27 protein-coding genes are annotated in these 24,816 nt (G+C 73.1%); 11 read left to right on the top strand and 16 right to left on the bottom strand.

All coding sequences use genetic code 11. The annotated features are described in order from the left end of the window. Positions 1 to 6: 6 nt before the first annotated feature. Genes FB382_RS14200 through FB382_RS14180 form a run of 5 tightly spaced genes read right to left on the bottom strand, consistent with a single transcriptional unit; the run spans position 7 to position 4,228 of the window. Positions 7 to 999 (bottom strand): ABC transporter ATP-binding protein, encoded by a 993-nt coding sequence (locus FB382_RS14200; protein ID WP_246377189.1) that lies wholly within the window; start codon positions 997 to 999, stop codon positions 7 to 9. Then, positions 981 to 1,778 (bottom strand): ABC transporter permease, encoded by a 798-nt coding sequence (locus tag FB382_RS14195; RefSeq protein WP_182540128.1) that lies wholly within the window; start codon positions 1,776 to 1,778, stop codon positions 981 to 983. The genes FB382_RS14200 and FB382_RS14195 overlap by 19 nt, the downstream gene beginning before the upstream one ends. A 7-nt stretch (positions 1,779 to 1,785) precedes the next feature. Then, complete coding sequence (modA, locus tag FB382_RS14190) at positions 1,786 to 2,532, bottom strand: molybdate ABC transporter substrate-binding protein (RefSeq protein ID WP_182540125.1); 747 nt, start codon at positions 2,530 to 2,532, stop codon at positions 1,786 to 1,788. Further along, positions 2,529 to 2,924, bottom strand: a complete 396-nt coding sequence (locus FB382_RS14185; RefSeq protein WP_182540123.1) for a TOBE domain-containing protein — start codon at positions 2,922 to 2,924, stop codon at positions 2,529 to 2,531. Before FB382_RS14185 ends, modA begins: the two co-directional genes overlap by 4 nt. A gap of 56 nt (positions 2,925 to 2,980) precedes the next feature. Further along, positions 2,981 to 4,228: an SLC13 family permease gene (locus tag FB382_RS14180; RefSeq protein WP_182540121.1), complete on the bottom strand. Its 1,248-nt coding sequence runs from the start codon at positions 4,226 to 4,228 to the stop codon at positions 2,981 to 2,983. 34 nt (positions 4,229 to 4,262) lie between these two features. Between FB382_RS14180 and FB382_RS14175 the strand changes: the two genes are divergently transcribed. After that, complete coding sequence (locus FB382_RS14175; protein ID WP_182540119.1) at positions 4,263 to 4,829, top strand: DUF4245 family protein; 567 nt, start codon at positions 4,263 to 4,265, stop codon at positions 4,827 to 4,829. A 1-nt stretch (position 4,830) separates the two neighbouring features. Here FB382_RS14175 and FB382_RS14170 read toward each other — a convergent pair whose 3' ends face one another. Further along, a complete protein-coding gene (locus FB382_RS14170; RefSeq protein WP_182540117.1) occupies positions 4,831 to 5,052 on the bottom strand; it encodes an exodeoxyribonuclease VII small subunit in 222 nt (73 codons plus the stop codon). Next, positions 5,052 to 6,278 (bottom strand): exodeoxyribonuclease VII large subunit, encoded by a 1,227-nt coding sequence (gene xseA, locus FB382_RS14165; RefSeq protein ID WP_182540115.1) that lies wholly within the window; start codon positions 6,276 to 6,278, stop codon positions 5,052 to 5,054. Before xseA ends, FB382_RS14170 begins: the two co-directional genes overlap by 1 nt. Before the next feature lie 46 nt (positions 6,279 to 6,324). On the opposite strand from xseA, the gene FB382_RS14160 reads away from it, so the two are divergent. Then, positions 6,325 to 7,323, top strand: a complete 999-nt coding sequence (locus tag FB382_RS14160) for a 4-hydroxy-3-methylbut-2-enyl diphosphate reductase (protein ID WP_182540113.1) — start codon at positions 6,325 to 6,327, stop codon at positions 7,321 to 7,323. Positions 7,324 to 7,326: 3 nt separating this feature from the next. On the opposite strand, the gene FB382_RS14155 is transcribed toward FB382_RS14160, so the two are convergent. Next, complete coding sequence (locus FB382_RS14155) at positions 7,327 to 8,283, bottom strand: glycosyltransferase family 2 protein (RefSeq protein WP_182540110.1); 957 nt, start codon at positions 8,281 to 8,283, stop codon at positions 7,327 to 7,329. 88 nt (positions 8,284 to 8,371) lie between these two features. Between FB382_RS14155 and FB382_RS14150 the strand changes: the two genes are divergently transcribed. After that, complete coding sequence (locus FB382_RS14150) at positions 8,372 to 8,992, top strand: L-threonylcarbamoyladenylate synthase (RefSeq protein WP_125038112.1); 621 nt, start codon at positions 8,372 to 8,374, stop codon at positions 8,990 to 8,992. A gap of 3 nt (positions 8,993 to 8,995) precedes the next feature. Here the strand turns inward: FB382_RS14150 and FB382_RS14145 are convergent, their stop codons facing one another. From FB382_RS14145 to FB382_RS14130, 4 genes are read right to left on the bottom strand one after another with little or no spacing between them, the layout of a single operon-like run. Next, on the bottom strand, positions 8,996 to 9,418 hold the full coding sequence (locus FB382_RS14145) for a DUF6542 domain-containing protein (protein ID WP_182540108.1): 423 nt from the start codon (positions 9,416 to 9,418) through the stop codon (positions 8,996 to 8,998). After that, on the bottom strand, positions 9,415 to 10,554 hold the full coding sequence (locus FB382_RS14140) for a DNA recombination protein RmuC (protein ID WP_343055612.1): 1,140 nt from the start codon (positions 10,552 to 10,554) through the stop codon (positions 9,415 to 9,417). Before FB382_RS14140 ends, FB382_RS14145 begins: the two co-directional genes overlap by 4 nt. 26 nt (positions 10,555 to 10,580) lie before the next feature. Beyond that, entirely contained in the window at positions 10,581 to 11,348 is a 768-nt protein-coding gene (locus FB382_RS14135; RefSeq protein WP_182540106.1) for an exodeoxyribonuclease III, read from the bottom strand. A gap of 9 nt (positions 11,349 to 11,357) precedes the next feature. Beyond that, entirely contained in the window at positions 11,358 to 12,569 is a 1,212-nt protein-coding gene (locus FB382_RS14130; protein WP_182540104.1) for a cysteine desulfurase-like protein, read from the bottom strand. Between the two features lie 46 nt (positions 12,570 to 12,615). On the opposite strand from FB382_RS14130, the gene FB382_RS14125 reads away from it, so the two are divergent. Next, positions 12,616 to 12,942, top strand: coding sequence for a TraR/DksA family transcriptional regulator (locus tag FB382_RS14125; protein WP_182540102.1), 327 nt, complete (start codon positions 12,616 to 12,618; stop codon positions 12,940 to 12,942). A gap of 45 nt (positions 12,943 to 12,987) precedes the next feature. Beyond that, positions 12,988 to 14,064, top strand: coding sequence for a redox-regulated ATPase YchF (gene ychF, locus FB382_RS14120; protein ID WP_182540100.1), 1,077 nt, complete (start codon positions 12,988 to 12,990; stop codon positions 14,062 to 14,064). A 23-nt stretch (positions 14,065 to 14,087) separates the two neighbouring features. Here ychF and FB382_RS14115 read toward each other — a convergent pair whose 3' ends face one another. Further along, positions 14,088 to 14,732 carry a dihydrofolate reductase family protein gene (locus tag FB382_RS14115; RefSeq protein WP_182540098.1) on the bottom strand — a complete coding sequence of 215 codons (645 nt, stop codon included), beginning with the start codon at positions 14,730 to 14,732 and terminating at the stop codon, positions 14,088 to 14,090. Between the two features lie 160 nt (positions 14,733 to 14,892). On the opposite strand from FB382_RS14115, the gene FB382_RS14110 reads away from it, so the two are divergent. Beyond that, the gene (locus FB382_RS14110) at positions 14,893 to 15,102 is read left to right on the top strand and encodes a hypothetical protein (RefSeq protein ID WP_182540096.1); all 210 of its coding nucleotides are present in this window, start codon (positions 14,893 to 14,895) and stop codon (positions 15,100 to 15,102) included. Positions 15,103 to 15,110: 8 nt separating this feature from the next. On the opposite strand, the gene FB382_RS14105 is transcribed toward FB382_RS14110, so the two are convergent. Continuing rightward, positions 15,111 to 15,497 carry a VOC family protein gene (locus FB382_RS14105; protein ID WP_182540094.1) on the bottom strand — a complete coding sequence of 129 codons (387 nt, stop codon included), beginning with the start codon at positions 15,495 to 15,497 and terminating at the stop codon, positions 15,111 to 15,113. A gap of 103 nt (positions 15,498 to 15,600) precedes the next feature. On the opposite strand from FB382_RS14105, the gene FB382_RS14100 reads away from it, so the two are divergent. Continuing rightward, entirely contained in the window at positions 15,601 to 16,197 is a 597-nt protein-coding gene (locus FB382_RS14100; protein WP_182540092.1) for a DUF4240 domain-containing protein, read from the top strand. An 8-nt stretch (positions 16,198 to 16,205) separates the two neighbouring features. Here the strand turns inward: FB382_RS14100 and FB382_RS14095 are convergent, their stop codons facing one another. Continuing rightward, a complete protein-coding gene (locus FB382_RS14095; RefSeq protein WP_182540089.1) occupies positions 16,206 to 16,466 on the bottom strand; it encodes a GlsB/YeaQ/YmgE family stress response membrane protein in 261 nt (86 codons plus the stop codon). Positions 16,467 to 16,532: 66 nt separating this feature from the next. Here FB382_RS14095 and FB382_RS14090 point away from each other — a divergent pair, with 66 nt between their 5' ends. From FB382_RS14090 to FB382_RS14080, 3 genes are all read left to right on the top strand, one after another. Then, a complete protein-coding gene (locus FB382_RS14090; protein ID WP_182540087.1) occupies positions 16,533 to 16,982 on the top strand; it encodes a globin domain-containing protein in 450 nt (149 codons plus the stop codon). Between the two features lie 40 nt (positions 16,983 to 17,022). Next, positions 17,023 to 18,069 (top strand): MBL fold metallo-hydrolase, encoded by a 1,047-nt coding sequence (locus tag FB382_RS14085; protein WP_182540084.1) that lies wholly within the window; start codon positions 17,023 to 17,025, stop codon positions 18,067 to 18,069. Positions 18,070 to 18,147: 78 nt separating this feature from the next. Continuing rightward, the gene (locus FB382_RS14080; RefSeq protein ID WP_182540082.1) at positions 18,148 to 19,635 is read left to right on the top strand and encodes a serine/threonine-protein kinase; all 1,488 of its coding nucleotides are present in this window, start codon (positions 18,148 to 18,150) and stop codon (positions 19,633 to 19,635) included. Between the two features lie 7 nt (positions 19,636 to 19,642). Here FB382_RS14080 and FB382_RS14075 read toward each other — a convergent pair whose 3' ends face one another. Further along, positions 19,643 to 22,174 carry a hybrid sensor histidine kinase/response regulator gene (locus FB382_RS14075; RefSeq protein ID WP_182540080.1) on the bottom strand — a complete coding sequence of 844 codons (2,532 nt, stop codon included), beginning with the start codon at positions 22,172 to 22,174 and terminating at the stop codon, positions 19,643 to 19,645. Positions 22,175 to 22,232: 58 nt separating this feature from the next. On the opposite strand from FB382_RS14075, the gene FB382_RS14070 reads away from it, so the two are divergent. Next, positions 22,233 to 24,806, top strand: coding sequence for a tetratricopeptide repeat protein (locus FB382_RS14070; RefSeq protein ID WP_182540078.1), 2,574 nt, complete (start codon positions 22,233 to 22,235; stop codon positions 24,804 to 24,806). Positions 24,807 to 24,816: the final 10 nt, after the last annotated feature.

Here is a 24,816-nt window from a genome sequence, read left to right as displayed (position 1 = left end):
TAACGGTCACGCCGGATCGCGCGACCACGTCTCCACGGCCGTCTGCTTGACCGACAGCCAGACCTCGCGCCCCGGTGCGAGCCCGAGCTCCGCCGCGGCCGCGGGTGTCACGTCGGCGATCAGCTCGCGGTCGGCCGCGACCAGGACGCGTACGGCGTCGCCGTGCGGGGCCAGGCCGAGCACCGCGCCGTGCCAGCGGTGACGCGCCGAGCCCTCGGGCTGGCCGAGGGAGACCGTCACCGCGCTCGGGCTGAACGAGCGGAACGTCTCGCCCTCGCGGATCACGTTGAGGCCGACCAGCCGTGCCACGTGGTCGGTGACCGGACGGGCGGCCACGTCGCGCGGGGCGCCGGTCTGGGCGACCACACCCTCGTCGAGGACGAGCACGCGGTCGGCGAGCGTGAGGGCGTCGATCGCGTCGTGGGTGACGAGGAGCGCCACTCCGTCGTACGACGCGAGGTGGCGGGCCAGCTCGATGCGCAGCGCGGTCGCGACGCCGACGTCGAGCCCGGCGAACGGCTCGTCGAGCAGCAGCAGGTCGGGTGCGGGGGCCAGCGCGCGGGCGATCGCGACGCGCTGGGCCTGGCCCCCCGACAGCTCCCGCGGCCTGCGGGCCGCGAGGTCGCCCACGCCGAACCGCTCCAGCCACGCGCGGGCTGTCGCGTCCGCCTCGGCCCGCGAGGTGCCGCGCGAGCGGAGGCCGAACGCGACGTTGTCGAGCGCGCTCAGGTGGGGGAAGAGCGACTGGTCCTGGAAGACGAAGCCGAGGTTGCGGTCGCGCACGAGCACCGGGGGCGACGTCCACGACCGGCCGCCGACGGAGACCTGGCCGGCGGCGGGGACGAGGCCGGCAAGGGCGCGCAGGAGCGTGGTCTTGCCGGCGCCGTTGGGCCCGATCACGGCGACCACGTCACCGGCGTCGGCGGTGATGGTCGCGTCGAGGCGGCCGTCGACGCGGACGGTGGCCGAGAGCCCGGCGGTCATGGTGTCGTCAGCCATCGGTTGCGGAGGGCGGCGAGGATCGCCAGCGACACGACGAGCAGCACCATGCTCAGCGTGCGCGCGACCTGCGGGTCGGCCTGGAGGGCGCCGTAGATCAGTGACGGCATGGTCTGGGTGGTGCCGGGGTAGTTGCCGGCGAAGGTGATGGTGGCCCCGAACTCGCCCAGCGACCGCGCCCAGGCCAGCATCGCGCCGGCCATCACGCCCGGCATCGCGAGCGGCAGCGTGACCCGGCGGAAGGTCGTCCACCGGTCGGCGCCCAGGGTCGCCGCGACGACGTCGTACTGCTCGCCGCCCGCGCGGAGCGCGCCCTCGACGCTGAGGACGTAGAACGGCATCGAGACGAACGTGTGCGCGATGACGACCGCCGTCGTCGTGTAGGGGATGGTCAGCCCGGCGTCGCGGAGCAGCGCGCCGACCACGCCGTGGCGGCCCAGGGCGGTCACCAGCGCCACGCCGGCCACGACCGGCGGCAGCACGAGGGGTACGGCGACCGCCGCCCGCAGCACGCTCCGCCCGGGGAAGTCGACGCGGGCGAGCAGCCAGGCCAGCGGCGTGCCGAGGACCAGGCACGCGACGACCGTGACCGCCGAGGCGAGCGCGGTGATCCGCAGGGCGTCGCGGACCGCCTGGGTGCGGACCTCGTCCCAGAAGCTGCCCCACGGGGTGTCCAGGACGAGGGTGATGAGCGGCAGCACCAGCAGGGCGGCCGCCACCGTGCCCGGGACGACCAGGACGAGGGGCGGGCGTCCGAGCGGACGGGCGGACCTGGTCACGGGGTCGTCACGGGGTCCCGAAGCCGGCCGCGGTGAAGACGGCCTGCCCGTCGGCGGACGTCACCAGGTCGACGAACTGCTGGGCGAGGTCGGACTCCTTCGACTGGTCGAGCGTGGCGATCGGGTAGGACGTGGGCTCGTCGGCCGACTGGGGGATCTCGAACGTCTCGACGGCGTCGCGGGCGGCCTGGGCGTCGGTGGTGTAGACGAATCCGGCGTCGGCCTCGTCGCTGGTGACCTTGGCCAGCACCGACTTGACGTCGACCTCCTGGCTCGCGGGCTTCGCCTGCACGCCGTTGTCGTCGAGGAGGGCGGCCGCGACCTTGCCGCAGGGGGCGGTCGGCACGCACACGACGTAGGTGACGCCGCCCTGTTCGATGTCCTGGAAGCCGGTGATGCCGGCCGGGTTGTCGGCGGGGGTGACCAGCACCATCGTGTTGGTGGCGAAGACCTTCGGGTCGCTCGCGAGCGCGTCCCGGGCGGTGTCCATGGTGCCGGTGTCGGCGGTCGCCAGGACGTCGCCGGGCGCGCCGTCGACGGCCTGCTGGGCGAGGGTCGCGCTGGAGTCGAAGCTGAGCTTGACCGTCACGCCCGGGTGGTCCTTCTCGAACTGGTCGGCCAGCTGGGTGAAGGTCTCGGTGAGCGACGACGCGGCGAGCACGGTGATCGTGGTGTCCCCGCTGTCGTTGCCGCCGCACGCCGCGAGCGGCGCGAGCAGGGTGAGGAGGGACAGGGCGGCGATGTGCTTCTTCACGGGCGCTCCACGACGACGTTGGTTGACTTGACGGAGGCGATGGCTCGCACCCCGGGCTCGAGGCCGAGCTCGTCGGCGGCCTCGGTGCTCATCAGCGAGACCATCCGGTAGGGGCCGCAGATCATCTCGACCTGGGCCATGACGGTGTCCTTCACGACGCGGGTGACGATCCCGGACAGCCGGTTGCGGGCGCTGACGGCCGAGGCGCGGGTGCGCTCGCGGTCGGGGTGGTCGGCCAGGGACTCGGCCAGGGCGGCCAGGTCGACCCCCGGGATCACCGTCCTGCCCTCGACGGTGTCGGTCGGCAGCCGGCCGGCGTCGACCCAGCGACGGACGGTGTCGTCGCTGACGCCGAGCAGCTCGGCTGCTTCCGCAACCCGGTAGGTGGTCATGCGCGAATCATGCCGCATCTGCGGCTCGATCGGACCATGTGGTCCGCAACTGCGCGTCAGGTGACCAGGGCCAGCATGCTCACGGCGGCCACGAGGGTCAGCGGCGTGGCGACCAGCGAGAGCCGGTGGAACTCGCCCAGGCTCGGCGGCTCCCCGAGCCGCACCAGGGCCCGGCGCCACAGCAGGTTGGCCAGCGAGCCGGTGTAGGTCAGGCCGGAGCCGATGTTCAGGCCGAGCAGCGCAGCCAGCACGGCCGGCGCGCCCAGCGGCGCCAGGAGCGGCACGACCAGCAGCGTGGCCGACAGGTTGGTGAGCAGGTTGGCGAGCACCGTGGCGACCACGGCGATGACCAGGAGGGCGCCGTACGACGTGGAGTCGGGCAGCAGGTCGGCCACCCGGTCGCCGAGGAACCCGCTCGAGAGCGCCGCGACGACGACCCCGAGGCCGAGCACGAAGAGCGCGAACGACGGGTGGGCGGCGTGCACGGCGTCCCGGACGGTCTGCAGGCCGGACCGGCGGGCCCACAGCGCCAGCACGACGGCAGCGACGCCGGACACCCAGAACGGCTCGACGCCCAGTGGCGACAGGGCCGCGAAGCCGACCAGCATCAGGGCGACCACGACGAGCGGGACCCGCGGCAGCGCCACGTCGTGGCTCGGCGCGGAGCCCTCGTGCGGGGCCGGGCGGGCTGCGAGGTCCCGGCGGAAGGCGATGCGGAGGACGGCGTACTCCACGACCAGGACGGCCGCCAGCACCGGCGCCATGACCAGGGCGAAGCCGCCGAAGGTGAGGCCGAGGTGCGGCATCGCCAGCAGGTTGGTCAGGTTGGAGACCGGCAGCAGCAGGGAGGCCGAGTTGGCCATCCGCAGGCATGCATAGGCACCCGGCCGGGTCGAGGTGCCCAGGCCCGCCGCAGCGCCGACCACGACCGGGGTGAGCAGCACGACGGTCGCATCGAGGCTCAGCACGGCCGTCACCGCGGCGGCCAGCACGAAGACGCCGCCGAGCAGGCGCACGCTGCGCCCGCGGCTGCCGTCGCGGACGACCTGGGCGGCGGCGCGGAAGAGCCCGGCCCGGGCACAGACGTCGGCCACGACGAGGATCGTGGCCAGGAACGCCACCACCGGTCCGAGGTAGCACACGGTTGCCCACGCCTCGTCGAGCGACAGCGTCCCGCTCGCCAGCGTGACCGCGGACATGGCCACCGCGATCAGCGCCTCGACGCGTCCCGAGGGGTGCCGGTAGGCCGTGGCCAGCAGGACCAGGAGCGCCGCGATCGGGACGAGGTCGGCGAGGGGCGGCACGGGCGCAATCTAGGGCACCTGTTGAAATGGGGTCGTGAGCGAAGCGTCAGGCACCGGTCGGCCCGGTCGCTACCAGCGGTCCACCGGCGGCCTGATCGGGGCGATCCTCGTGCTGCTCCTGGTCGTGGGGGGTGTCGTCGTCTTCCGCGGCGCGTTTCGCACGACGCCGAGCTACGAGCCCGAGCACATCGACTACCTCGCGCTGGTCGGCGAGATCCAGCAGTCCGGGGTCAAGCCGGTCTACCCGGCGAGCCTGCCCTCCGGCTGGTACGTCAAGGACCGCACGTTCCTGCCCGGCGACCGGCCGGTCCTGGACCTGGCGATGAGCACGTCCGACGGGCTGTTCGTCGGCCTCCACCAGGAGGACGCCTCGATCCAGGAGCTCGTCCAGCGCTACGTCGACGCCGACCCCACGCAGGGCAAGGACGTGTCGATCACCAGCGACGTCGGGTCGACGTGGGAGTCGTTCACCGACAGCGGTGGTGACCACGCGTACGCCGCGGAGGTCGGCCGGATCTCGGTGCTGGTCTACGGCTCGGCGTCGCCGGAGGAGCTCAGGACCGTCGTCGCCTCCCTGACGACCAAGCCCGTGAAGGGCTGACTCAGTCCTCGTCGCCGGCCGCGGCGTCGAGTCGCTTGCGCGCGCCGTCGAGCCAGTCCTGGCACACCGTGGCGAGCTTCTCGCCGCGCTCCCACAGCGCCAGCGACTCCTCCAGCGTCGTGCCGCCCACCTCGAGGCGGCGTACGACGTCGATGAGCTCCTCGCGGGCCGCCTCGTAGGACAGCTCGGGCTCCGTCTCGGACGGGGTGGTCTTCGGGCTCATCAGGACTCCTCGCGCTCGATGGCGGTGGTGGTGGCATGGATGCGGCCGTCGGCCACCCGGACGGTGACCTTCGCCTTCGCGGCGACCGCGTCGACCGAGGTGACGACGTGGCCGTCGGCGTCCTGGAGGACGGCGTAGCCGCGCTGGAGGGTGGCCAGCGGTGAGAGCGCCCGGGCCCGGGCGCGCTGGTGGTGGATGTCGTCGCCGGCCCGGTCCAGGGCGTGCCGGAGGGTCCGACGCGCGCGGGCGAGCAGCGCGTCGACCTCCTCCTCGCGGGCGGTGAGCAGGTTGCGAGGGTCGGCCAGGGCGGGGCGCGAGCGGAGCGCGTCGAGGCCGGCCTGCTCCCGCGCGAGCCAGCCGGTGACGGAGGCGCGGATCCGGTCGCGGGCGGCCCGGACGTTGCGGAGCTCCTCGGCGACGTCGGGCACGACCATCTTGGCGGCGTCGGTGGGGGTGGCGGCCCGCACGTCGGCGACCAGGTCGAGGAGCGGGGTGTCCGGCTCGTGGCCGATCGCCGACACGACGGGCGTGCGGACGGCGTGGACGGCCCGGATCAGCGCCTCGTCGGAGAAGGGCAGCAGGTCCTCGACCGAGCCGCCGCCGCGGGCGATGACGATCACCTCGACCTCGGGCTTGCGGTCGAGCCGCTGGAGCGCCTCGATCACCTCGGCCGCGGCGCGGGGGCCCTGCATCGCGGCGTACGCCACGTCGAAGCCGACGGCCGGCCAGCGGCGGCGGGCGATCTCCTGGACGTCGCGCTCGGCCGCGGAGTTGGGTGCGGTGACGAGCCCGACGCAGCCGGGCAGGAAGGGGAGGCTCCGCTTGAGCTCCGCGGCGAAGAGGCCCTCGGCGGCCAGCAGCTGGCGGCGCCGCTCGAGGCGGGCGAGCAGCTCGCCGAGGCCGACCATCCGGATCTCGCGGGCCTGCAGGGAGAGCGTGCCGCGGTTGGCGTAGTAGGACGGCTTGGCGTGCACGACCACGCTCGCGCCCTCCACCAGCGGCGGGTTGAGGCCGTCGAAGAGCATCCGCGAGCACGTGACCGGGATCGAGATGTCGGCGACCGCGTCGCGCAGCGTCATGAAGACCGTCTGCATGCCCGGCCGGCGGCTGACCTGTGCGATCTGCCCCTCGACCCAGATCGGCCCGAGGCGGTCGACCCAGCCGGCGATCGCGTTGGCGACCTGCCGCACCGGGGCGGGTGCCTGGGGAGAGGTCTCGAGGGCCATGGCCGCGAGATTAGGGCACAGGGGGGACAGACCTAGACTGGCCCGCATGAGCACCGACCTGGGCACCCCGCCGATCCTGTCCCCGGACGAGGCCAAGGCCGTCCTGCTGGCGGCGCCGCGCGGCTACTGCGCCGGCGTCGACCGCGCCGTCGTGACCGTCGAGAAGGCGCTGGACCTCTACGGCGCCCCCGTCTACGTCCGCAAGCAGATCGTGCACAACAAGCACGTCGTGCAGAACCTCGAGTCCCGCGGCGCGATCTTCGTCGAGGAGCTCGACGAGGTGCCCGAGGGCCAGACCGTGGTGTTCTCCGCCCACGGCGTCTCGCCGCTGGTGCACGCCGAGGCCGCCGAGCGCGAGCTCAAGACGATCGACGCGACCTGCCCGCTGGTGACCAAGGTCCACCACGAGGCCAAGCGGTTCGCGGCCGACGACTACGACATCCTGCTCATCGGTCACGAGGGCCACGAGGAGGTCGAGGGCACCGCCGGTGAGGCGCCCGAGCACATCCAGCTCGTGCAGAGCCCCGACGACGTGGCCGGCATCGTCGTCCGCGACCCGGCCAAGGTCGCCTGGCTCTCCCAGACCACGCTGTCGGTCGACGAGACGATGGCGACCGTCGACGCGATCCGCGAGCGCTTCCCGCTGCTGCTCGACCCGCCGAGCGACGACATCTGCTACGCCACCCAGAACCGCCAGCTCGCGGTCAAGGAGATCTCCCCGGACACCGACCTGGTGATCGTGGTCGGCTCCGGCAACTCCTCCAACTCGGTGCGGCTCGTCGAGGTCGCGCTCGAGGCCGGCGCGAAGGCGTCCTACCGCGTCGACGATGCCTCCGAGATCGACGAGGCCTGGCTCGAGGGCGTCCGGACCGTCAGCGTCACGTCGGGTGCGAGCGTGCCGGAGGACCTCGTCGAGGGCGTGCTCGCGTTCCTCTCCGAGCGCGGCTATCCCGACGCGCAGGCCGTGCACAGCGCCGAGGAGTCGCTGATCTTCGCGCTCCCCAAGGAGCTGCGCCGCGACCTCAAGGCCGCCGGGCGGTCCTGAGGCTCAGGGCGACTCGCCCCGCGCGGTGAGGGCCAGCGAGTAGAGCGGCCGGTTCTGCGTCTCGACGTAGGTCCGGCCGACGTAGCTGCCGATGACGCCCATCATGATCAGCTGCAGCCCGCTCAGCAGGAACAGCGCGACGCCGAGGAACGCCCAGCCCGGCACCGTCGACTCGGGCACGAACAGGCGCACCCACAGCACGTACGCCGCACCCGCCGCGCTCAGCGCGGACAGGGCGTAGCCGAGCCGGGAGATCATCCGCAGCGGCACGGTGGAGAAGCCGAGGATGCCGGCGCTCGCGAAGGCGATCATCCGGCGGAGCGGGTAGCCGCTGGTGCCCGCGTGCCGCTCGTCGCGGTCGAAGAGCAGTGCCTCCTGGCGGAAGCCGACGTGGGCGACGATCCCGCGCAGGAAGCGGTCGTGCTCGCGGTAGCGGACCACCTCGGCCACCACCGCCCGGCCCATGAGCCGGAAGTCGCCGGTGTTGCGGGGGATCCGGGTCGAGGCGAGCCGGTCCAGCAGCCAGTAGAACGCCCAGGCGGTGGCCCGCTTGAAGGTGGTGTCCCGGCGGCTGCGGCGCTGGGCGTAGACGACGTCGACGCCCTTCTCCCAGATCCGCACCATCTCGACGCTGACCTCCGGCGGGTCCTGCAGGTCGGTGTCCATCACGATCACCGCGTCGGCATCGGTGGCGGTGTCCAGGCCCGCTGTGACCGCCACCTGGTGACCGAAGTTGCGCGAGAGGGACAGCACCGTCACCCGCGGGTCCGCGTGCCGCAGCTCGAGGAGGTGCTCCAGGGAGTCGTCGGTGCTGCCGTCGTCGACGTACACGAACTCCCACCGCAGGTCCGGACGCTCCTCGGTGGCCGCCACCAGCCGCTGGTGGAAGAGCGGGAGGTTGCCGTCCTCGTTGTGGACCGGGAGGACGTAGGTGACCTTGCGGTCCGCGTCGTGCGTCATGGTCCATGGATAGGAGCCGGGCCTGCGACCCGCCTGTGAATCCCGTGTCAGTCCCGTCAGAGGCTCCCACCCGCCTAGACTCCGCCGGGTGGCGCGCTTCGTGGACCTCCATCCGGACAACCCCCAGCCCCGGCTCCTGACCCAGGTCGTCGAGGCGCTGCGGGACGACGCGCTGATCGCCTACCCGACGGACTCCGGCTACGCGCTCGGCTGCCAGCTCGGCAACCGCGACGGCCGCGACCGGATCCTGCGGATCCGGGGGCTCGACGACAAGCACCACTTCACGTTGATGTGCCGCGACTTCGCACAGCTCGGGCAGTTCGTGCACGTCGACAACTCGGCCTTCCGGGCGATCAAGGCCGCGACGCCCGGCCCCTACACCTTCATTCTCCCTGCCACGGGCGAGGTGCCGCGCCGGCTCATGCACCCGAAGAAGCGCACGGTGGGCGTCCGGATCCCCGACCACGTCCTGGACCAGGCGCTGCTCGAGGAGCTCGGCGAGCCGATGCTGACCAGCACCCTGATCCTGCCCGGGGAGACCGAGCCGCGGACGCTGGGCTGGGAGATCAAGGAGGAGCTCGACCACGTGGTCGACCTCGTCATCGAGGCGGGGGAGACCCCGGCCGAGCCGACCACCGTCGTGGACTGGTCCGAGGGCGCCCCGGAGGTGCTCCGCGTGGGTGCCGGGGACCCGTCGCGCTTCGAGTGAGGCTCAGCGCCCGCCGGTCGTGCTGTCGACCTGGCGGCTGATCCGCTGACGCACGGCGAGCACGCCGAGGCAGAGGCCGTAGCCGACGAGCAGGGCCGCGCTGTGCCGCGAGAGGCCGGACACGACGGCCTGGACGACGCCGTCGTCGGGGTGGGCGATCGCGTCGGGCCGGGTGAAGGCCAGCAGCGTGAAGATCGCCACCATGAGCATCGGCGGCAGCACGCCGACGGTGAAGAAGTCGGTCGGACGGACGGCGAGGGCCAGCCCGATGCACAGGGCGACGAAGCACAGGTCGAAGAACAGGCTGACCCGTCCGACCATGCCGACGTCGACGACGACCACGGTCAGGGCGACCGCCAGCCCCAGGGCGACGACCGCACGGCCCGGCTCGCGCCCCTCCTCCCAGAGGGTTCGACTCTGGCTCACAGGGCCAAGGTAGGACTGTCCTCGTCCTCGTCCGGGGCGGCGCGCCGGTCCACGGGGTGAAGTTCGACGGGGCCGTCGGCCGGCGTGAGGCGGCCCAGCGAGCGGGTCGTGGACTCGACCTGGCGCGGTGAGGCCAGCCGCTCGTCGGTCACCGACAGGTCGTTGAACCGACGAGCGGAGACCAGCACCCGCGCCTCGAGGGAGCCGACGGCGTGGTTGTAGTGCCCGACGGCGGCGTTGAGCGAGCGGCCGACGTTGTCCAGGTGGCTGCCGAAGCCGGACAGCCGCTCGTGCAGCTCGCGGCCGAGCTGGTGGATCTCGGCTGCCTGCTCGGCCAGCGCCTCGTGGGTCCAGCCGTGGGCGACGGTGCGCAGCAGGGCGATCAGCGTGGTGGGGGTGGCGAGCACGACCTGCCGCTCGGCGGCGTACTCGATCAGGGAGGCGTCGGTCTCGAGCGCGGCGGCGAGGAACGACTCGGCCGGCACGAAGAGGACCACGAACTCGGGGGTCTCGCGCAGGGAGCGCCAGTATTGCTTCGAGGAGAGCCCGTCGACGTGGGTGCGGAGCTGCTGGGCGTGGCGACGGAGGTGGGCGGCCTTCTCGTCCTCGTCGTCGGTCGAGGTGGCGTCGAGGTAGGCGTCGAGCGGCACCTTGGCGTCGACCACGACCTGCCGGTCGCCGACCAGCTGGACCACCAGGTCGGGGCGGCGGGCGCCGTCGTCGAGGCGGACCTGCTCGGAGAAGTCGCAGCGGTCGACGAGCCCGGCCAGCTCCACGGCGCGACGGAGGTGGAGCTCGCCCCAGCGGCCGCGGACCTGCGGCTTGCGGAGCGCCGTCGACAGCGACTGGGTCTCGCGGCGCAGCGTGTCGGTGGAGTGCCGGATGTCGTTGACCTGCTGGCTGAACTGGCCCTGCCAGGCGACCCGGTTGTGCTCGAGGTCGCGCATGGTGTCCTGGAGCCGGTCGAGGCCCTGCATCACCTCGGCCTGGTCGACCATCCCCTGGCCGATGCCCTGGACGTGGGACTCGCGCGAGCGCACCCACAGCACGCCGAGGACGGCGCCGAGCGAGAGCCCGACGAGCAGCACCAGGAACAACATCAGCATCTCCATGCCCACGAGCATGGACGAGACCACCGACAGAACTCGTCAGGCAGTGCTTGTCAGGAGAGGTCGACGACCACCGGGGCGTGGTCCGAGGCGCCGGTGCCGGCCCGCTCCTCGCGGTCGATGAAGGCGCCCGTCACGCGGGCGGCCAGCGACGGCGAGCCCAGCACGAAGTCGATCTTGAGGCCGCGGTCGCGCTCGAAGCGCTGGCGGTAGTAGTCCCAGTAGGTGTAGCCCGGGGCGTGCGCGCGGGTGACCTCGGCGTAGCCGTCGTCGAGGAACGCCTGGAAGGCCGCCCGCTCCGGCGGCGTCACGTGCGTCGACTTCTCGAACTGCTTGATGTCGAAGACGTCGTCGTCCGTGGGGGCGATGTTCCAGTCGCCGACCAGCGCGCAGTCCTCGCCGAGCCACTTCCCGGCCGCCTCGCGCAGCCGCGCCAGCCAGTCGAGCTTGTAGACGTAGTGGGGGTCCTCGACCTTGCGGCCGTTGGGGACGTAGAGGCTCCAGAGGTGTACGCCGCCGCACACCGCCCCGATCGCCCGCGCCTCCGCGGCCACGGGGTCGCCGAAGCCGGGCATCCCGTCGAAGCCGACCTGCACGTCCTCGAGGCCGACCCGGCTGATGATCGCCACGCCGTTCCACTGGTTGGTGCCGGCCGCGGCGACGTCGTAGCCCCGCGCCTGCAGGCCCATCAGCGGCAGCTGGTCCTCGCGGGCCTTGGTCTCCTGCAGGGCCAGGACGTCGACGTCGTGGCGCTCCAGGAACGCCTCGACCCGGTCGATGCGGGAGCGGAGGGAGTTGACGTTCCAGGTCGCGATGCGCACGGCGCCACGCTAACGGGCGCCACCGACCAGCCCGGCCACGCCCTCGAGCAGCCGGTCGACGTCGTCGGGGGAGGTGTAGGGCGCGATCCCGGCGCGGACCGCGCCCTCGTCGCCCAGGCCGGCCCGACGGGAGGCCTCGATCGCGTAGAAGGTGCTCGCGGGGGCGTTGACGCCGATCGCGGCGAGCTTGGCGTGCACCTCCCGGCCGGCGAGCCCGTCGACGGAGAACAGCGCGGTCGGCGTACGCCGTCCGGGGCGGCCGTGGACGGTCACGCCGTCGAGGGCGGTCAGCCCGTCGAGCAGGCGGGTCAGCAGCGCGGCCTCCGCCGCCTCCACGGCGTGCATCGACACGAGGATGCGGTCGCGGCGCGGGCCCTCACCCGGGACCAGCCCGGCGATGAAGTCGACGGCGGCCGTGACACCGGCGAGCAGCTCGTAGGGGAGCGTGCCGAGCTCGAAGCGCTCCGGCACCGCGTCGCTGGAGGGGAGGAGCTTGTCGGGGTGCAGCGTGTCGAGCAGCCGCGGGGAGGCCGTCAGCGTGCCGAGGTGCGGTCCGAAGAACTTGTAGGGGGAGCAGGCCAGGAAGTCCGCGCCCAGGCCGTTCAGGTCGACGGGGGCGTGCGGGGCCAGGTGGACGCCGTCGACGTGGACGAGCGCATCGACCTCGTGGGCGGCGTCCGCGATCGCGCGGACGTCGGGGCGGGTGCCGAACAGGTTGGACGCGGCGGTCACCGCGACGAGGCGGGTGCGGGTGGAGAGCACGGACTCGATGTCGTCGAGCTCGGCGGTCTCGGGGTCGAAGTCGAGCCACCGCACGGTGGCGCCGGCGCGCTCGGCGGCGAGCACCCAGGGCCGGATGTTGGCGTCGTGGTCGAGCCGGGTCACGACGACCTCGTCGCCCGGGCCCCAGGCCCGGGACAGGGTGCGGGCGAGGTCGAAGGTCAGCTGGGTCATCGAGCGGCCGAACACGACCCCACCGGGCTCGCCGCCCAGCAGGTCGGCGATGGCCGACCGGGCCTCGGTGACGACCGCGTCGGTGCGCCGCTCGGTCTCGCTGGCGGAGCCGCGTTGGCACAGGCCCGCCGTCATCGCGGCGGCGACGGCCTCGGCGACCGGAGTGGGCACCTGCGACCCACCCGGACCGTCGAAGTGCGCGACGCCGAGGTCGAGGGAGGGGAAGGCGGAGCGGACGCGGGCGAGGTCCAACGTTGCGGCGGGCACCCGGCCAGCGTGTCAGACCTTTGGTGGCAGGAAGGAGACTGGAGGGATGGACACCGCCCGCACGACCCTGCTCGAGAAGAAGGCCGATCTCGAGCGGGAGATGGCCCAGCTCACGGCCCTGCCGGGAGACCGGGGTGAGATCTCCTTCGGCAAGCGCGTCGGCGAGGGGACCTCGATGGCCGTCGACCGGCTCTCGCAGGTCGCCGTCCACGACCAGCTGCAGTTGACGATGGTCGACGTCGAACGTGCCCTGGTCAAGATCGAGGACGGGAGCCGCGGCACCTGCGACGTCTGTGGTGGGCCGATCGGCGAGGAGCGCCTCGAGGCGCTCCCCTGGGCGACGCTCTGCGTCGAGGACGCCGCCAGACGCTGAGTGTGATTCGTCGGGGCGGCGTACGCACTCGTAGACTCGCCGCCCGTGGCACTCACCATCGGCATCGTCGGACTTCCGAACGCGGGCAAGTCGACCCTCTTCAACGCCCTGACCAAGAACGACGTCCTCGCGGCGAACTACCCGTTCGCCACCATCGAGCCGAACGTCGGTGTCGTGGGTGTGCCGGACGAGCGGCTCCCGCAGCTCGCGGAGGTGTTCGGGTCCGCGAAGGTCCTGCCCGCCACCGTCGAGTTCGTCGACATCGCCGGCATCGTCGCGGGCGCCTCGCAGGGTGAGGGCCTGGGCAACAAGTTCCTCTCCCACATCCGCGAGTCCTCGGCGATCTGCCAGGTGACGCGGGTCTTCCGCGACGAGGACGTCACCCACGTCGACGGCGAGGTCAACCCCGCCAACGACATCTCCACGATCCAGACCGAGCTGATCCTCGCGGACCTCCAGACGGTCGAGAAGGCCATCCCGCGCCTGGAGAAGGAGGCGCGCGGCAACAAGGCCGTCGTCGCCAACCTCGAGGCCGCCAAGGAGGCGCTCGGCCACCTCGAGGCCGGCACCCCGATCATCGCGACGAAGGTCGACCGCGCGCTGATCCGAGAGCTGTCGCTGCTGACCGCCAAGCCGTTCATCTACGTCTTCAACTGCGACGCCGACGAGCTCGCCGACGAGGCCCTCAAGGACCGGATGCGCGAGATCGTCGCGCCGTCCGAGGCGATCTTCCTCGACGCGAAGTTCGAGTCCGAGCTCGTCGAGCTCGGCGACGAGGACGAGGCCCGCGAGATGCTCGCCGAGATGGGCGTCACCGAGCCGGGCCTCGACGTCCTGGCCCGCGTCGGCTTCGACACCCTCGGCCTGCAGACCTACCTGACCGCCGGTCCCAAGGAGACCCGCGCCTGGACGATCCCCCAGGGCGCGACCGCTCCCGAGGCCGCCGGCGTGATCCACACCGACTTCCAGCGCGGCTTCATCAAGGCCGAGATCGTCTCCTTCGACGACCTGATGGCCGCCGGCACCATGCAGAAGGCCAAGGAGGCCGGCAAGGTGCGCATGGAGGGCAAGGACTACGTCATGGCCGACGGCGACGTCGTGGAGTTCCGCTTCAACGTCTGATTCAACGTCTGACCGGCTCCGGCCTACCGCCGGAAGGTCAGGTGGACGGTGCCGCTCTCGGCCGTCTCGGCGGTGACGTCGTACGTCGACTCCAGGCCGCGCAGGTCGTCCCACAGGCGGATGCCGCTGCCGAGGATGATCGGCGCGATCGCGACGTGGAGGTGGTCGACGAGCCCGGCCTTCAGGAAGTCGCGCACGACGGTCGGTCCACCGCCCACCCGCACGTCCTTGCCGTCGGCGACCTCAAGTGCGCGGTCCAGTGCCTCCTGCGGGGTCGCGGACAGGAAGTGGAAGGTCGTGCCTCCCGCCATCTCGATCGGCGGCCGGGGCGCGCCGTGCGTGAGCACGAACACCGGGAACCCGAACGGCGGCTCGTCGCCCCACCAGCCGCGCCAGTCCGGGTCGTCGGGGAAGTTGTGCAGGCCGAACATCCCCGCACCCATGATCTCCGCGCCGAGCTCGGCGAAGTACGCCTGCGCGTAGGCATCGTCCACCCCCGTCGTTCCCTCGCCCGAGGTGTCGTGCAGGACGCGTTCGCGGAAGGTCCTGGTCGCCGTGTAGGCGCTGACCAGCCGCGGCCAGTCGTCGCCGAAGGGGTTCTCCGGCGTCTGGTCCGTCGTGCTGGCGAACCCGTCGAGCGAGATGTTGAGGTCGACACGTACTGCCATCGGGGCCCCCGTCAGCGTGCTTGTGGATGGGATCGCACCCTACTGAACGGGTCCGGGTCGGCGCCGGGCTCCAGGGGCGGACGACCCCCGGATGTGTTGATTCCGGTCACAAACACAGATTTCGGGGAAGCCTGCGGGCGCCTCGCTCGTTGAGCACGGCATGAGCACGATGACTCCCACCCGCCTGATCGACGACCTCAACGTCCTGCACGCCTCCTTCGTGGAGGGCGTCAACCGCGCCGCCGGTGACGGTGACCTCGCCCGCGCCGTCGAGCTGGCGCAGCAGTACGACCTCGAGGCGACCCGCATGGTCGCCGAGCGCGAGGGCAAGGCTCACCTGCTGCCGCTGCGGACGCGCACGGCGGCGTAGCGCCTCGGTCAGGCCCAGCCGGTGACGGTGGAGGAGCTGGCCGCGCAGAACACGTTGCCCTCGGGGTCCTCGAGGACGGCCCAGGTGTCGGGGTTGTCGAGGGTCGCCGGGTCCTGCCGGACCTCCACGAAGTGGGCGCCGAGCGCCATGAGCCGGCTGACCTCGTCGTCGAGGGCACCCTCGGTGACCAGGTCGAGGTGGAGCCGGTTCTTGCCGACCCGGGGCTCGGGCACCTTCATGAAGTAGAGCGGCGTGGCCTGGCGGGCGGGATCGCTGACGAGGTACTCGTCGGTGTTGCGCTCGACCGACGTTCGGCCCAGGACCTTGGCCCAGAAGGCCGCCTGTGCCTGCGGGTTGCGGCAGTCGACGACGACGGCCTGGAGCGATGACGTCATCCCGACTCCTCCCCGTATCGCCGCTGAGTCGGTCCCAGAGTAAGCGCGGGACAGCGCGCTGTCCCGGCTACGAGTACGGCGCCGTGGCAGCCATACTGCGCCCGTGAACACTCGGATTCGCGCCGCGGCCCTGCTGGGCTCCCTCGTTCTCCTCGCGGCCTCGGCCTGCGGGACCGTCCAGCCCGAGGGCGGGACGGAGCGGGGCAAGGCCGCCCTCCCGCCGTACTGCGCCACGACGGGTGGCAAGGACGCCGACTTCTGGCGGCTGGTGGAGCGCTCCTGCTCCGGCGGGGCGACCGACGGCGACCGTCGCCAGGCGCACGCGTTGAAGCGGGCGCTGGCGGGACTGGACGCCGGGGATGTGGCCGACTTCCACCGCACGCTGGTCCGGGTCAGCCGGACCCTCTACACCCGTGACGTGGCACAGCAGGCCGATGCGCTGTGCCTCCCGGGCCTCGGGCTGGGCGACGACCTCTTCACGGACTTCCGGAGCTGGGTCATCGCGCACGGCCAGGCGGCGTACGACGGCGTGCTGGCCGCCCCCTCGCTGCTCGCCGCCTTCCCCGACATCGAGCGCGGGTGCGGCCTGGGGGAGCCGTTCGGCGAGGCGGCGCTCGACGTCTACCTGCACAAGACCGGCCGCAGCGCCGCCCGGTCAGGTCTGCCGGTCCTCGAGCCGAGCCGGCCGCCGAGGGCCTGACGACGGCGTCAGGCGCGGGTGCGGTTCTTGCCCGCGACTCCCTCCGCGACGCCGATGAGCAGCACGGCCGCGATCACGGCGAGGACGAAGCCGAGGACGTTGAGCTCCCAGATGGAGCCGGTGCCGAGTGCCGAGGCGATCAGGCCGCCGATGAGCGAGCCGACGAGGCCGAGCCCGAGGGTGGCGAGGATGCCGAGGTTCTGCTTGCCCGGCTTGATGAGTCGAGCGAGGGCCCCGATGATGAGGCCGGCGATGAGGAAACCGATCATGCGGTCAACCTACGCCCCTCCGCCCAGCCCTTGCCCGGCGCGCAGGACGTCCCCCAGCATCGGTCCATGGAGCCGACGATCTACGAGGCCGCGGGCGGGTACGACGGCCTGCTGCGGCTCGCCCACGCCTGGCACGAGAGGTGCCTGGCCGACCCGGTCGCGAGCCACCCGTTCGGCCACCCGGGACAGCACCCCGACCACCTCGAGCGGCTGGCGACGTACTGGGCCGAGGCGCTCGGCGGGCCGGCGGCCTACACCGGCGCGATGGCCGACCACAGCCACGTGCTGCGGCTCCACGCCGGCAACGGCGAGCACCACGACCTCGACGAGCGGGCGGTGGCGTGCTTCGCGGCGGCGCTCCACGACGCCGGCTTCGGCGACGATGGCCCGCTGCACGACACGCTCCTGGCCTACTTCCGGTGGGGCACCGACCTGATGGCGGCCCACCCGGACACCCCCGACGACGTCCCCGAGGACGTCCCGCTGCCGCACTGGTCGTGGGACGGACCCGCGTGAGTCGGGTGCCGGCTCAGGGTCCACGGGTCAGAATGGACCCGTGCTGCCCACGCTGACGCCTCGCGCCCTGGTCGGACTGCGCCGCTCGTTCGGCGCCGGCGGCCGGGACAGCTACGACTCCCCGCACCACTACGACGGGGTCTTCCACAACCGTGAGCCGGCCCGGGTGGTCGAGTCGGGCGGCCGCGGGTCGATCGCGCGGGAGTTCGCCACGAAGGGCAACGTCGGCAAGCCGGCCGGCGCCGTCCCGCTGGTCGCCCCGCGCTGGGCCGAGCAGGCGGCCGACTGCGCCGCCACCTGGCTGGGCCACTCGACGGTGCTGCTCGAGGTGGGCGGGCGCTGGGTGCTGACCGACCCGGTCTGGAGCGAGCGAGTCTCGCCGTCCGCGACGGTCGGGCCGCGCCGCAGCCACCCCGTCCCGGCGAGCATCGACGACCTGCCCCGCCTCGACGCGGTGCTGATCTCCCACGACCACTACGACCACCTCGACACCGCGACCATCGACCGGCTGACCCGGACCCAGGACGTGCCGTTCGTCGTCCCGCTCGGTGTCGGCGAGCACCTGCGGTCCTGGGGCGTGCCCGACGACCGCATCCTCGAGCTCGACTGGGAGGAGTCGGTCGACCTCGACGGCCTGGTGCTCTCCTGCACGGAGGCCCGGCACTTCTCGGGCCGCTTGTTCCGCTCCAACCTCACGCTCTGGTCGTCCTGGCTGGTCGAGGCAGGCGACCGCCGCGTCTTCTTCGGCGGCGACACCGGCTACACCCCGGCCTTCGCCGAGCTCGGCCGCCAGCGCGGTCCGGTCGACCTGACGGTGCTGCCCATCGGGGCGTACGACGTCCGCTGGCCCGACGTCCACATGGACCCCGCCGAGGCGGTCCGGACCCACGTCGAGCTGCGTGGCGACGTGATGCTGCCGATCCACTGGGCCACCTTCGACCTGGCCTTCCACACCTGGGCAGCCCCGGCCGACTGGGCGCGCCGGGAGGCCGCCGAGGCCGGCGTACGCCTCGCGCAGCCGCGGCCGGGAGAGCGGTTCGACGTCGGCGGGGACCTGCCGACGACGGAGTGGTGGAGCGGCCTCTGAGCTGGCCGGGTCCCGGCCGCATTGCGTACTCTCGCTCGCTTTGGGTAACAAACCCGGAGAACCGACGAGAGGGGCGACATGTCACCCGAGACCATCGCCGGCCGCTATGAGGTCGAGCGTGAGGTGGGCCGTGGCGGGATGGGCAGCGTCTGGCTGTGCCGTGACGTCGTCCTGAGCCGCGTGGTGGCCGCCAAGCAGGTCGGCCTGATGCCGGGGGAGGCCACCCCCGACCTGGCCCGGGCGATGCGTGAGGCGCGCTCCTCCGCGCCGCTCAACCACCCCAACGTGGTGTCGGTGTACGACGTGATCGAGGAGGGGGACCACATCTGGCTGGTGATGGAGTACGTCCCCGGCCGCACTCTCGCGCAGATCATGGCCGACGGCCGCCTCGCGCCGGGGCGGGCCGCCGGCCTGGGCGCCCAGGTGGCCGACGGTCTGGCCGCTGCGCACGCCCGCGGCACGGTGCACCGCGACGTGAAGCCCAGCAACATCCTCGTCACCGATGACGACCACGCGAAGATCTCCGACTTCGGCATCTCCCGCACGACCGGCGACGCGGTCCTGACCCACTCGGGCCTGGTGTCCGGCACCCCGGCGTACTTCTCGCCCCAGCTCGCCCGCGGGCTCGAGCCGACGCCCGCCGACGACGTCTGGGCGCTCGGCGCCACGCTGTACGCCGCGGTCGAGGGGCGTCCACCCTTCCCCGAGCAGGCCAACCACCTCGCCATGCTCACCGAGATCACCTCGGGGGAGGTGCGAGCGGCCGAGGACCCCGGGGCGCTCGCCGGCCCGCTCCAGCGGATGCTGGACCCGGACCCCGACGCGCGCTGGTCCATGAGCGAAGTGGCCCAGGCGCTGCACCGCATCCATCGTGACCACGACGACAGCGGCACCCGTGCCTCGGTCCCCGTGGCCGCCGCGACGTCGGTGCTGCCCGAGTCCGCTCCCGATCCCACCCCCACACCGCAGGAGGCGTACGTCGCGCCGGCTCCCGTGCCGTCCGGCCCGGACAGCCAGGACAGTCAGGGGAGTCGCCGTGCGCTGCTGGTCGGCCTGGCCGTCCTGCTGCTGGTGGCGGCGCTCGGGGGTGGCTACCTCCTGCTCAACGACGGCAACGGCAGCGACACCGCTGGCGGCCCGACGGCGGGATCCTCTGGCACGACGTCCGCGGACAGGTCCCCGGACACGTCCACGCGCACGTCCACGGGCACGTCGTCGAGCCTGTCCCAGAGCGACGAGACCTCCTCCGCCCCTTCCCCGGCCCCGGCTTCGGGGAGCAGGACCGCGTTCGTCGAGGACTACTACGGCGTCCTGCCCGACGACACGGAGGCCGGGTGGTCGATGTTGTCCCGCGACTACCAGAGCCGCACCTCGTACGGCGACTACGCGGGCTTCTGGGACACCATCGACGAGGTCTCCGTCGACGTCGCCCCCGCCCCGGGTGGCGCCGTGGACGCCACGATCACCTACACGACCGATGGCAGCTCCCAGACCGAGACCCGCCGCATCGAGCTGGCGCGGGACGGCGACGGCTACCTGATCTCCGGGGACCAGGTCGTGGGGTGAGCCGGCCTCAGGCCCGGGGGGCGGCCACCCAGCGCTGGAGCGCGTCGCCGAGCTCGCGCGGGCTGACCGGCTTGGACACGTAGTCGTCCATGCCCGCGGCCAGGCATCGCTCGCGGTCGCCGTCGATCACCCCGGCCGTCATCGCCACGATCGGCGTGTGCCGCGTGGTGCCCTCGATCCGCCGGATCTCGCCGGTCGCCTCGTAGCCGTCCATGCCGGGCATCTGGCAGTCCATGAGCACCACGTCGAACGTCTGGTCCGCGAGCAGCCGCAGCGCGGAGTGCCCGTCGTCGGCGAGCGTCACCGAGTAGCCGAGGTGGTGCAGGATCCCCTCCGCCACCATCTGGTTGACCTCGCTGTCCTCGACGACCAGCACCCGCCCGAGCGTGGCCGTAGGCGCCGGCTCGGCCGCCACGGGGGTGTCGGGCACCGCCACGGTGCGCGGGGCGTTGAGCGCCTCGAGCAGCGCGTCGTGGAGCTGCGCGAGGTGCACGGGCTTGGTGAGCCGGGCCGCGATCCCCACCTCGCCCGCCTCCCCCGACGTCACGTCGGGCCCGGACGTCAGCAGCACCATCGCCGGCCCGCCCAGCGCCGGGTCGGCCGAGACGCGCCTCGCCAGCTCGAGCCCGTCCATCCCCGGCATGCAGAGGTCCAGCACCACGAGCTCGTACGTCGATCCCTGCAGCAGCCGGAGTGCCGTCGGCCCGTCGGGGGCGGTGTCGGGCGCCATGCCCCACGCGGTCAGCTGCTCGGTGAGGATCAGCCGGTTGGTCTGGTTGTCGTCGACGACCAGGACCCGCATCCCGGAGAGGACGTCGGCGTGGTGCGGGGGCGCGGGCCTCGGCGCCAGCGCCCGGCGCAGCGGCAGGGTCACCCAGAAGGTGCTGCCCCGGCCCGGCTCGCTGTCGACCCCGATCCGGCCGCCCATCGCCTCGACGAGCTGGCGGGAGATGGCCAGCCCGAGACCGGTGCCGCCGTACTTGCGCGTGGTCGAGGAGTCGGCCTGCAGGAAAGGCTCGAACAGTCGCTCCTGCTGGTCGGGCTCGATGCCGAGCCCGGTGTCGCTGACCTCGAAGCGGACCACGACCTCCTCGTCGGACTCGTCCTCGAGCAGGGCCCGGACCACGACCTCGCCGGACTCGGTGAACTTCACGGCGTTGGAGGTGAGGTTGAGCAGCACCTGTCGCAGCCGGGCCGGGTCGCCGCGCAGCGCCAGCGGCAGCTCGGGGGAGCACCATGCCAGCAGCTCGAGGTCCTTGCGCTGGGCGGTCTCGGCGAGCAGCTCGGCCGCGTCCTCGACGATGCTCACGAGCGGGAAGTCGATCTCCTCGAGGTCGAGGTGGCCGGACTCGACCTTCGAGAAGTCGAGGATGTCGTTGATGATCATCAGCAGCGCCTCGCCGGCGCCGCGCACGCCCTCGGCGTACTGCCGCTGGCGGGCGGTGAGGTCGGAGTTGAGCAGCAGCCCGGTCAGGCCGATCACGCCGTTCATGGGCGTGCGGATCTCGTGGCTCATCGTGGCGAGGAACGCCGACTTGACCCGCGACCCCTCCAGCGCGGCGTCGCGGCCCGCCCGGGCGTCGGCCCGCGCCCGCGCCTCGGAGCGCAGCAGCCGTGCCGTGCGCGCGAAGGCCAGGACGAGCAGGACGGTCAGCCCGACGAATGTCTCGACCGGGCTCGGGTCCAGCCCGCGGGCGAGGTCGAGCAGCTCGAGCCCGGGCGGGACGAGCAGCGGCAGGATCGCGATGCCGAGCCGGCCGAGCGTCGCGCCCAGCGGCTCGTCGTCGTTCAGGACCGGCACCAGCGGAGCGGCACGGTGCCAGGCGCCCAGCGCCATCAGCATCGAGCCGGCCATCCAGCCCGCGTCGAGCAGGGCGTTCTGCCACTGGGTGGCGTCGAGGAGGAGGTAGCCGAGGTCGGAGGCGAGCCAGCAGGAGATGCCGACCCCGAACCACAGGCCCAGCTGCGCGCGCGAGCGCCGGTTGAGCAGCGCCCGTATCACCAGCGCGAGCACGACGGCGTCGGCGACCGGGTAGGTCGCCCACACCACGCGCACGTGGGCGGGCACCGAGCCGTCGGCGACGATCGACTCGATCGAGAAGTTCCAGAAGACCAGCAGGCTGACCGTCACCACGGTCAGGGCGTCGATGGCCGCGTCGGCGTCGAAGCGGCCCCGCCAGTTGCTGCGGGCGAGCACCACGCAGACGGCGCCGCCGAGCCCGAGGTAGCTGGCGAGGTAGGGCAGGTCCGCCGGCGACACGTTGGGCTCGAGCCCGGCCCACTGGTAGCTCAGCCAGATCACGTCACCCAGCGCCGTCGACGCGAGCCCGGCCGCGATGAGCAGGGCCACCTGGCGCTGGGGGCCCGTGGCCTGCCGCCAGCCCGCGAGGGCCAGGACGGCACCGCCGCAGATCAGTGCGAGGTACGTCGTGTCGCCGACCCACCCGACCGGGGAGACGAGGTGGACCAGGAGCACCGCGGCGCTGGCCAGAGCCAGGGCGGCGACCCACGCCCGTGAGCGCCGCTGCACGACCTCCATGCAGGTCATTGTGGCCCAGCGGGACCCCCGGAGGTGGATGTCTCGCGCACAATGCAGCATGGACGTCGAGCTGCCCTCCGGGACGGTGTCGCTGCTGTTCTCCGACATCGAGGGCTCGACCGCGCTGCTCAGCCGCGCCGGCGAGTCGTACGCCGAGGTCCTCGACGCCCAGCGCCGGATCCTCCGCGAGGCGTGGACGACGTACGGCGGCAACGAGCTCGGCACCGAGGGCGACAGCTTCTACGTCGTCTTCGCGACGGCCCGCTCCGCCGTGCTCGCCGCGGCCGCGGGGCAGCGCGCGCTCGCGGCCCACGAGTGGCCGGGCGGGGCCGTGGTCCGGGTCCGGATGGGCATCCACAGCGGCGACCCGGCGCGGCACGCCGACGCCTACGTCGGCCTCGACGTCCACCGGGCCGCCCGTGTGGCCGCGGCCGCCCACGGTGGACAGGTCGTCCTCACCGACGTGACTCGGCAGCTGCTCGGTCCGCTGCCCGACGGACTCGGCACCACCGACCTGGGCTGGCACCGCTTCCGGGACCTCGCCGCACCCGAGCACCTGCACCAGCTCACGGGGCCGGGTCTCGACGAGGCCTTCCCGCCGCTCAAGAGCCTCGGCGCGGTGAGCCGGCTCCCGGCCGAGACCACGCCCCTGGTCGGTCGCGACCGCGAGCTCGCCGACCTCCTCGACCTCGTGTCCTCCGGGCGGGCCCGGCTGGTCACCCTGACGGGCCTCGGCGGTGCCGGGAAGACCCGGCTCGCCACCGCGCTCGCGGCCTCGCTCGGCGACACGTTCCCGGGCGGGGTCTACTTCGTGCCGTGCGCGGCGGTCACCGACCCGGCACGGATCTGGACCGCCATCGCCGAGGCGCTGGGCCTGGGCGGGGACGTGGCCGGACGCGACAGCGTCCTGGACCATCTCGGCGACCAGCGCCTCGTGCTGGTCCTGGACAACCTCGAGCACCTCCCGACGGCCGACGCGGTCGTGGCCGACCTGCTCGACTCCGTCCGCGGCCTGGTCGTCGTGGTGACGTCCCGGCGTCCCCTGCACCTGCGCGGCGAGTCGGTCCGCTCGGTCGAGCCGCTGCCCGGGCCGGAGGCGGTCGAGCTGTTCCTCCAGCAGGCGCGGCTGGTCCGCCCCGACCTGGTCCTGGACCAGCGCTACGTCGACGACGTGGTCGAGCTGTGCCGGCGCCTCGACGGGCTGCCGCTGGCGGTCGAGCTCGCCGCCGCCCGGACCCGGCTGCTCAGCCCCGGTGCGCTGCTGGTCCAGCTCCGCAGCTCGACCGCGCTGGGCGACAACGCGGCAGACCGGCCGGCCCGACACAGGACGATCCGCGACACCATCGCCTGGAGCCACGACCTGCTCGAGCCCCACCTGCAACGGGTGTTCCGCCGCCTGGCGGTCTTCGTGGAGGGCGCCGGATTCGACGGGGTCCAGGCCGTCGCCGCCGACGGGCAGGACCCCTTCGACGCGGTCGCCGAGCTCGCCGACGCCGCGCTCGTCGTGCTCGGCGAGGACAGTGACCGCCAGCCCAGGGTCGTGCTGCTGGCCACCGTCCGCGACGTGGCCCTCGAGCTGCTGGCCGACTCGGGCGAGGAGGACGACGTACGCCGGGCGCACGCGGCGTACTGCGCCGAGCTCGTCGCGCGGCTCACCGCCCGCCTGCACACCGCCGGCGACGTCGATGCCCGCTGCCAGCTGCGCACCGACTACCCGAACATCCGCGAGGCGCTCGCGTGGACGCTCCGGCCGGGCGCGGCGGTGCCCCCGCCGCCGGACCTGGCGGCGCTGGGCGTCCACCTGGCCGCGATGCTGCGCGAGCTCTGGCGGCTCCCCGACCCCGAGCCGGACCCGGACGAGTGGCTGCGCCGGGCCGTCGAGCTGGCCGGCGACGAGGACAGCCCGGACCTGGCCGCGGTGCTCGGTGCGCTGGGCATGGGCGTCGACGAGGGGATGGTGACCCGGGCCCTGGAGATGAGCCGACGCCTGGGCGACGACCGCCGGACGGCCGAGGCGCTGCACCTCCTGGAGCGCTTCCACACCGACGACCACGAGCGCTGCCGGGCCCTGCTGGACGAGAGCATCGCGCTCGCCCGCCGCGCCGACGACCGGCTGCGGCTCTCGTGGGTGCTCGGCCGCCGGGCGGACCTGCACGTGCGGGCCGGCGAGCCCGAGCAGGCCCTCGACCGGCTCGCCGAGGTCGTGACGCTGACCCGACAGCGCGGGGACCAGCGCACCGAGCTCGAGGCCCGGCTCGACATGGTCGAGCCGCTGCTCGAGCTCGGTCGGGTCGGGGAGGCCAGGACCCTCCTCCGCGAGCTGGTCGAGCTCGCCCGCCAGGTGGGAGAGGAGATCCTGACCGCCGACCTGCTGGACGGCTACGCCCGCCTGCTCGCGGCCCTCGCGATCGACGACGTCGCCGCGCTGGTGCTGGGGGCGCACACGGCCGCCGTCGCCCGTCTCTACGACGTGCGGGACGCCGACGATGAGCTCGCCCGATGGCTCGCGCACAGCCCGATGACGGCCGGCCGCGACCGGCTCGGCGGCATGTGGGACCTCTACGTCCGGGCCGGCCGGTCCGAGTCGGTCGACGCGGCGCTGGAGATCGCCATGCGGGCAACCTCGGGGTGAGGACGTGAGC

It is taken from the genome of Nocardioides ginsengisegetis, from assembly GCF_014138045.1.
Taxonomy (GTDB): Bacteria; Actinomycetota; Actinomycetes; order Propionibacteriales; family Nocardioidaceae; genus Nocardioides; species Nocardioides ginsengisegetis.
The sequence above is the reverse complement of the archived record's forward strand: the minus strand, read 5'-3'. Positions and strand labels throughout refer to the sequence as shown.